Raw genomic sequence first — 5,676 nt, 5'->3', positions numbered from 1 at the left:
CCGGCACGGGGCGCAGCCCGAAAGCCCGGCGGTGCTAGCAGCGCCGACACGCCATCTTGGATTTGCCTCCACGGGCATTGAACCTGCTGAATATGACTGCGGCAATACCGGAACCAGAAACGATCGGGCGCGAGCTGACGGTTTCCCGCTGCCGCGTGTTCGGTGCTGCGATAAGCAGCGCTGCACCCCGCCGCAATGGGCGGGATGCTTGGGGTGGCCGTCAGGCCGCTTGCGGCCTGCTGCGCGACCAGATCAGGTCGTGCGTGCCGTCCTCGCCTTCGATCAGGCGGGCATACACCGGCGCCGGGAACGAAGGATCGTCGAGGGTCACGGACAGGTACTCCCGCCCGGCCTCGCTGGTCTTCTTCCACGCCGCGCCGATGTCGTGGCTGGCGGCCTGGAGGCGGAAGTCGGGGGCGTTCTCGCTGTTGCCCTTGTCGTTGGGAACCAGCTTGACCTTGACGTTGAGCGTCAGGGTGCGAAGCGTGCCGGTGAAGCCGTCTTTGTCTGCGGTGAAGGTGCCGATGTTGGCCATGATGTTTTCTCCTTTCGGTTGAACAAGGTTCGCGCCCATCGCGTCCTTGTTGTGATCCGGCCGGCGGGGGACGGGCTGGCTGCACCGCCTGCGGTCGCAACGCAGTGGAGAGCCGGGAGGCGAAAAGAATTTGCTGCGCGAGGAAGCCGCGCAGCGGCGGGGAAATTGTTTTCGCCGGACGGTTGCAGCCATGAAGCCCGAGGCGCAGCCGCGCCCCCGCCAGGATTCACAACGAGACAAGGACGCCTTGGGCCGAACCGCTCCGAAAGAAGATGGGGCCGGCTCGGCATCCCCGCCCGAAGGCTTCTCCGGCTCGCCCGCTGACGCGGGCCAGGTCAACCACCCAACGACAGGCGAGAGCGCCCCTGCCGCACCTTGCGGCGCCGGTTTTGAGGCGTGGCGTGGAAGAAGACCAGCGAGGCCGGGCGGGATGTTCGTGAACCGTCCTTCGTGACGTGATGGGCGAGAACCGCCAGCGTTGAGGACGGCACGCATCCGAACAACCTGCCGCAGCAAGCGCCAGCGTGTTCGCCAGCACCCGTCCATCGCGGCGGGACGCTTGCCGGGCCGATCCGGCGCAGCCGGTTCGGCGGTATTAAGGGGCGCCAAGCTGCGCGCGGCGGGGATAGCCCGCAGGGCTTTCCCCTGGAGGCAAGCGAAGCACGCAGCGCCGCAGGCGCGAAGGCGTGAGGGATTGAAGCCGCATGGCCGTGACGGCTTGCCGGCACGGGGCGCAGCCCGAAAGCCCGGCGGCGCTGTGCGCCGACACGCTCAAGCAATTTACGGCATCATTCTATGACTGAATATTTAGCCATTTTCCCGTTGGGAACCGCTCATCAGGCAAGGAGGTTGTCGAGTCATGCGTGTTTATATGATCGACAGAAATATCGTATCCAAAATTTCATCAGGCTTCAAAAATTGCAGCATCGAAGATAAAAATTTCATTAAATCACTGGATACAAAAGGAAGTGCCATAAGCCTTCTTCTTTCAAACATCGAAGGCCGACTTGGGATTCCTCAAGACATGAGTCAAGCATCCTCCGGCATGTTCGCTGAAGGTGACATAGCTAAGGGGTTCTTCAAGAAGGCTCGCGTTGATTCAGGTTTTTTTGAAGCCTTCAACAATCTTGCCTCCTGGGGTATCACAACTCATCAGAGAGACTCTTTTCTGAAAAATTCAGAAATCGTCGCATACCTACAAGATACGTTGCATCAGCCGCGCAGCCCGGCCCAAGCTAAAGAGGTTAGGGAGGATATTTTAAATTTCGCATCTAAGCGAGATATGGAAATTGGCCACCCAATCATGCTGTGTGGCTTGTCGACTTTATATGGAAACAAGAATGCGCATGGAGTGCTAAAACCTAAGAAACCCAAACAGAATGATCCTAAGAGAAATGCGAGGATTTATAACGCATTGGCCGACCTGATGGTGATTGTCAATCTTTCAGAGTTGGCGGGCATAAGCAGAGGAATGAAAATGCGAATTCATTTCGCAACAATCGACAAACCTCTCCATGGATTTGTTCAGGAATTCGGACTGCTTGGTGTTACAAAGAGCCGTTTAGCCCTAGTCAATGACAGCACAATCACCCTTGGATTCAATATGTCGCTTTTCCCAAAGCTAACCGGCAACGAGGCAGAAGAGTTCAAGGAATGGTTCAACACCAAGAAGCAAAAAACATGAACATAAGGTTTAAGCCTTGACCTTGAACACCGGGCGCGGCTACTGCCGCGCCCGGATTTGCTTTTCACCGCGCCCAGGACGGAACGGCCTGGGCGCGGTGCTGATCGCGGTTATTCCTTCGTCTCGATGAGCCACCACACGGCACGCGGCAAGACGCGGCCCGTGATGGGATGAATGTCGGTGAGGTCGGCGCAGGCCTTCCAGCCCAAGGGCGGACGGTAGCCGCGCACGTCGCCATCGCCGTGCCAGCGGCGGGCGCGTACCGTGCCGGGGGCGTAGATCGCAGCCATACGCGGGCGGCTGATGGTGGTGCGGGTCATGGGGGTGTCTCCTTCCAGCGAAGCGCCCCGGTTGAGGCCGGGGCGCATGCCTTCGGCGCGGATCAAGCGGCCAGCGCCTCGGCAGGTTCATCCGCTATTGCCTCGGCATCCTCCGGGGCGTCCTGCTCCGGGCCTGCCTCCTGCGCGGCATCCTGCGGGCCTGCGGCCTTGAAGATGGCGGGCATCCAGCCGGTGCCATCGGCCAGCCGTTCGGCCTCGCTGGCAATGTCGGCCTTCTTCAACTTCGCCAGCCGGGTGACGTGCTGCGGCGCGTACTCGCCCACGGCATCCAGAATCACGGCCTTCGGAACGTGCTTGAAATAGCCTTCTGCGGTCGGCTGCCACCATGCGGCCATGTCGAGGCCCACGGCCTGCGCCAATTCCTCGCCGGGTTGCTGCACCGTGGTGCGGGGCGTCACCACGTCCACCGTGGAAGCCACGCATACGGCCAGCAGCCGCACCAGTTCGTCTTGCGGCTTCGCCAGCAGCGCGGCGAACAGTTCGGCGCTGTCCTCCGGCAAGGCTTCGCCCGCCACCTGTTGCAGTTCGCGCAGTGCCACGGCGGCGGGCGATTCCGGCCAGTCCGGGGCCATGCCTTCCAGCCGGTCTTGCACTTTCAAGCTCATGCCCAGCGGCAGGTCGTGGCCGTAGTGGCTGCCCTGCAAGATGGTCTGCACCATGCCATGCACCACGGCAGCCAGCGCGGCTTGCGGGTGCCGGGCGACTTCGATTTGCAGCGCGGCGGTGCGGTGGGCGCTCAACCGCTGCGCCAGCCGGTCAGACATGGCGGCGATCTTGGGCTGTTCGTCGTCCTCGCCTTCGTCGTCGTTTCCGGCTTCGCCTTCGCCGCCGAAACCCTGCCGCAAGCGTTCCAGCGTGCGCAGCGCCTTGGCTTCGGCCTCACGCATCAAACCGCGATGAATCACGGTTTCGCCGTTGCGGTCGATGGTGACGATAGCCCCGGCTGCGGCCTTCACGTTCGGACTGTAGTCCTGCAAGCCATCTTCCAGCGCCTGCAATTGCTCGCCCACGGCTTCGCCTTCCTCTTGCAGCGCGTCGGCCTTGTCCTCGTCCTCGGCGTCCAGCGCGGCATCCACTGCTTCGGCCAGTTCGTGCAGCTTGGCTTGCAGCTTCTCGATACGTTGGGCCTCGCGCTTGATTGGCTCGCGTCGCTCCCTGGGCGCACGCTGGAAGGCGTGCAGGTCGGAATGGGTCATTCCCGGCGTGGCATCCACCCATGCCCAACCTTCGGCGCGAACATTGGCGGCAATGCCTGCCAGCCGGTCTTGCACCAACCGTTCCAGCAACGCGGCATCGGTCAGATACACGCCCGCGTCACCTTCCGCGAACAGGTCACGGCGAATCCCGCCGCCTGCGGCTTCGTAGCTGTCCAGCCCGACAAAGCGCACCAACGGATGCCGGTAGGCGTCGATTTCCCGTTCGGTCAGGCGCTCGCGCAAGTGCGAGGGGTGGCGCTGCCATTGCGGGGCATCGTAGAACGCCGCTTCCTGCGCAGTGTGTTCGTCAGTGATGGCAAGGGCCATCAACTGGTCAAGGCTCACGGCATCGGCGCGATAGTCGGCCATTAGGCGCGGGGAGACATTCGCCAGCTTCAAGCGGCGCTGCACCACCAGCGGCGTGACGGAAAAATCCGCTGCAATGTCCTCGATGGGCCGTCCTTCGGCCACCAGCGCCGCGAAGGCTTCAAACTGGTCTGCCGGGTGCATGGCCTCCCGCTGCACGTTCTCGGTGAGGCTGGCCGTGCGGGCGGTTCCATCGGCCACCAGCAGGCAAGGCACTTCCCATTCCTTGCTGATGCGATGCTTCTTCGCCAGCAGCTTCAAGGCGGCGAGGCGACGGCCACCGGCCACGACTTCGTAATGCTCGCCATCGGCGGATGCAATCACAATCAGGTTTTGCAGCAGGCCCACGCGCTGGATGCTCGCGGCAAGTTCGGGAATCGACATGCGCGGGGTCTTGCGCACGTTGCGGCCCGTGGGGCGCAGTACCAACCGTGACAACGGAACCAGAATCAGGTTCTTGGTCGGGTCGGCGGCTTCCAGCGGGATAGCTGCGGCGGTATTGACGGCGCGGGCTTCGGTTTGGGTGATGGCGTTCATGATGATAACTCCTTGCGGTTAGGAAATGCAGCAGCGAAAGAAGCGGTAAGGGCTGCTGCCTGCCCCTGCCGCGTGGGGAATCAGGCTTTCAACTGGCGCAGGCCATCGGCCAGCAGCCACAGGGCGCGGTTCAGGCGCACATCGGAATCAATGCCCTGCACGGGGCGGGTACGTTGGCGGCGTCCGTTGGCGCTGCGGCCATGCAATCCGCCTTTGGTCAGGTTCTCCTGCGTGCGGTTGAACACGCTCCACAAGTCCGGGCGGCGGTCGTCGAACCGGCGCGGCATCAGGATTTGCGATTCGGTGATGGGTGCGGGCTTGTCGGGGTCGTCGTACTTGAGCGACAGCGCAGCGCGGGCGAACACTTCGGCCTCGCCTTCGTCCAGCGTGATGCTGCGCATCAGGTCACGGGATTCCTTCACCCGCTCGAAGCCGCTCAACACCTCGAAAGCGCCTTCGATGACGTGCCCGGCCACGTCGCCTTTGTGGGGTACGCGCACGTCCGCCACGGTGTCGCCACACACAAGGCCATTGCTGCACACGAACCGGAACATCCCGGCCAGCATCTGATAGCTGCTGGTGCCGTCGTGCGAGTTCAGCAACACGATTTCATTGGCTTCCGCGCCGTTGATCTGGCTGGCGTGGCGCAGGCGAATCATGTGTTTGGTGTGCTCGCGGCGGCCTTCATCGCGCACGCGGGTCTGCGTCACCATAAAGGGTTGAAACCCCTCCTTGCGAAGCTCGGTCAGCACCGTGGCGGTGGGGATGTAGCTGTACCGCTCGGAACGGCTCTCATGCGGGGCATCCGCGAAGATGGACGGGGCCACCCTGCGAATCTGGTCATCGGACAGCGGGTAGTCGCTGCGCAGTGCTGGGGAATGGGAAGCGAAACGGGATGCGAGTTGCATGGTCTTTCTCCTGACGAAAAGGGTTTGCTGTTCAAACCGCACACCGGATTCCTAGATTCGGAGCCCAGCCTTTCGGTTGTTCGGTGCGGTCGGCACGAGGAACCCGGTT

Annotated in this window: 5 protein-coding genes; 1 reads left to right on the top strand and 4 read right to left on the bottom strand. The window is 62.5% G+C overall.

Annotated elements, in window-relative coordinates:
• Window positions 1-220: 220 nt before the first annotated feature.
• On the bottom strand, window positions 221-535 hold the full coding sequence (locus HMPREF2924_RS05660) for a DUF736 domain-containing protein (RefSeq protein ID WP_021204054.1): 315 nt from the start codon (window positions 533-535) through the stop codon (window positions 221-223).
• Between the two features lie 859 nt (window positions 536-1,394).
• Between HMPREF2924_RS05660 and HMPREF2924_RS36330 the strand changes: the two genes are divergently transcribed.
• A complete protein-coding gene (locus HMPREF2924_RS36330; protein ID WP_023124806.1) occupies window positions 1,395-2,219 on the top strand; it encodes a hypothetical protein in 825 nt (274 codons plus the stop codon).
• A 110-nt stretch (window positions 2,220-2,329) separates the two neighbouring features.
• Here HMPREF2924_RS36330 and HMPREF2924_RS05655 read toward each other — a convergent pair whose 3' ends face one another.
• The 3 genes from HMPREF2924_RS05655 to HMPREF2924_RS05645 all read right to left on the bottom strand — a co-directional run bounded on the left by HMPREF2924_RS05655 (window position 2,330) and on the right by HMPREF2924_RS05645 (window position 5,567).
• A complete protein-coding gene (locus HMPREF2924_RS05655; RefSeq protein WP_023124805.1) occupies window positions 2,330-2,539 on the bottom strand; it encodes a hypothetical protein in 210 nt (69 codons plus the stop codon).
• Between the two features lie 62 nt (window positions 2,540-2,601).
• Window positions 2,602-4,659: a ParB/RepB/Spo0J family partition protein gene (locus tag HMPREF2924_RS05650; RefSeq protein WP_008643221.1), complete on the bottom strand. Its 2,058-nt coding sequence runs from the start codon at window positions 4,657-4,659 to the stop codon at window positions 2,602-2,604.
• An 80-nt stretch (window positions 4,660-4,739) separates the two neighbouring features.
• A complete protein-coding gene (locus HMPREF2924_RS05645) occupies window positions 4,740-5,567 on the bottom strand; it encodes a DUF932 domain-containing protein (RefSeq protein ID WP_008643219.1) in 828 nt (275 codons plus the stop codon).
• Window positions 5,568-5,676 lie beyond the last annotated feature (109 nt).

Origin of the sequence: Pseudomonas sp. HMSC063H08 (assembly GCF_001813645.1) — a bacterium.
Taxonomy (GTDB): domain Bacteria; phylum Pseudomonadota; class Gammaproteobacteria; order Pseudomonadales; family Pseudomonadaceae; genus Pseudomonas; species Pseudomonas aeruginosa.
The sequence above is the reverse complement of the archived record's forward strand: the minus strand, read 5'-3'. Positions and strand labels throughout refer to the sequence as shown.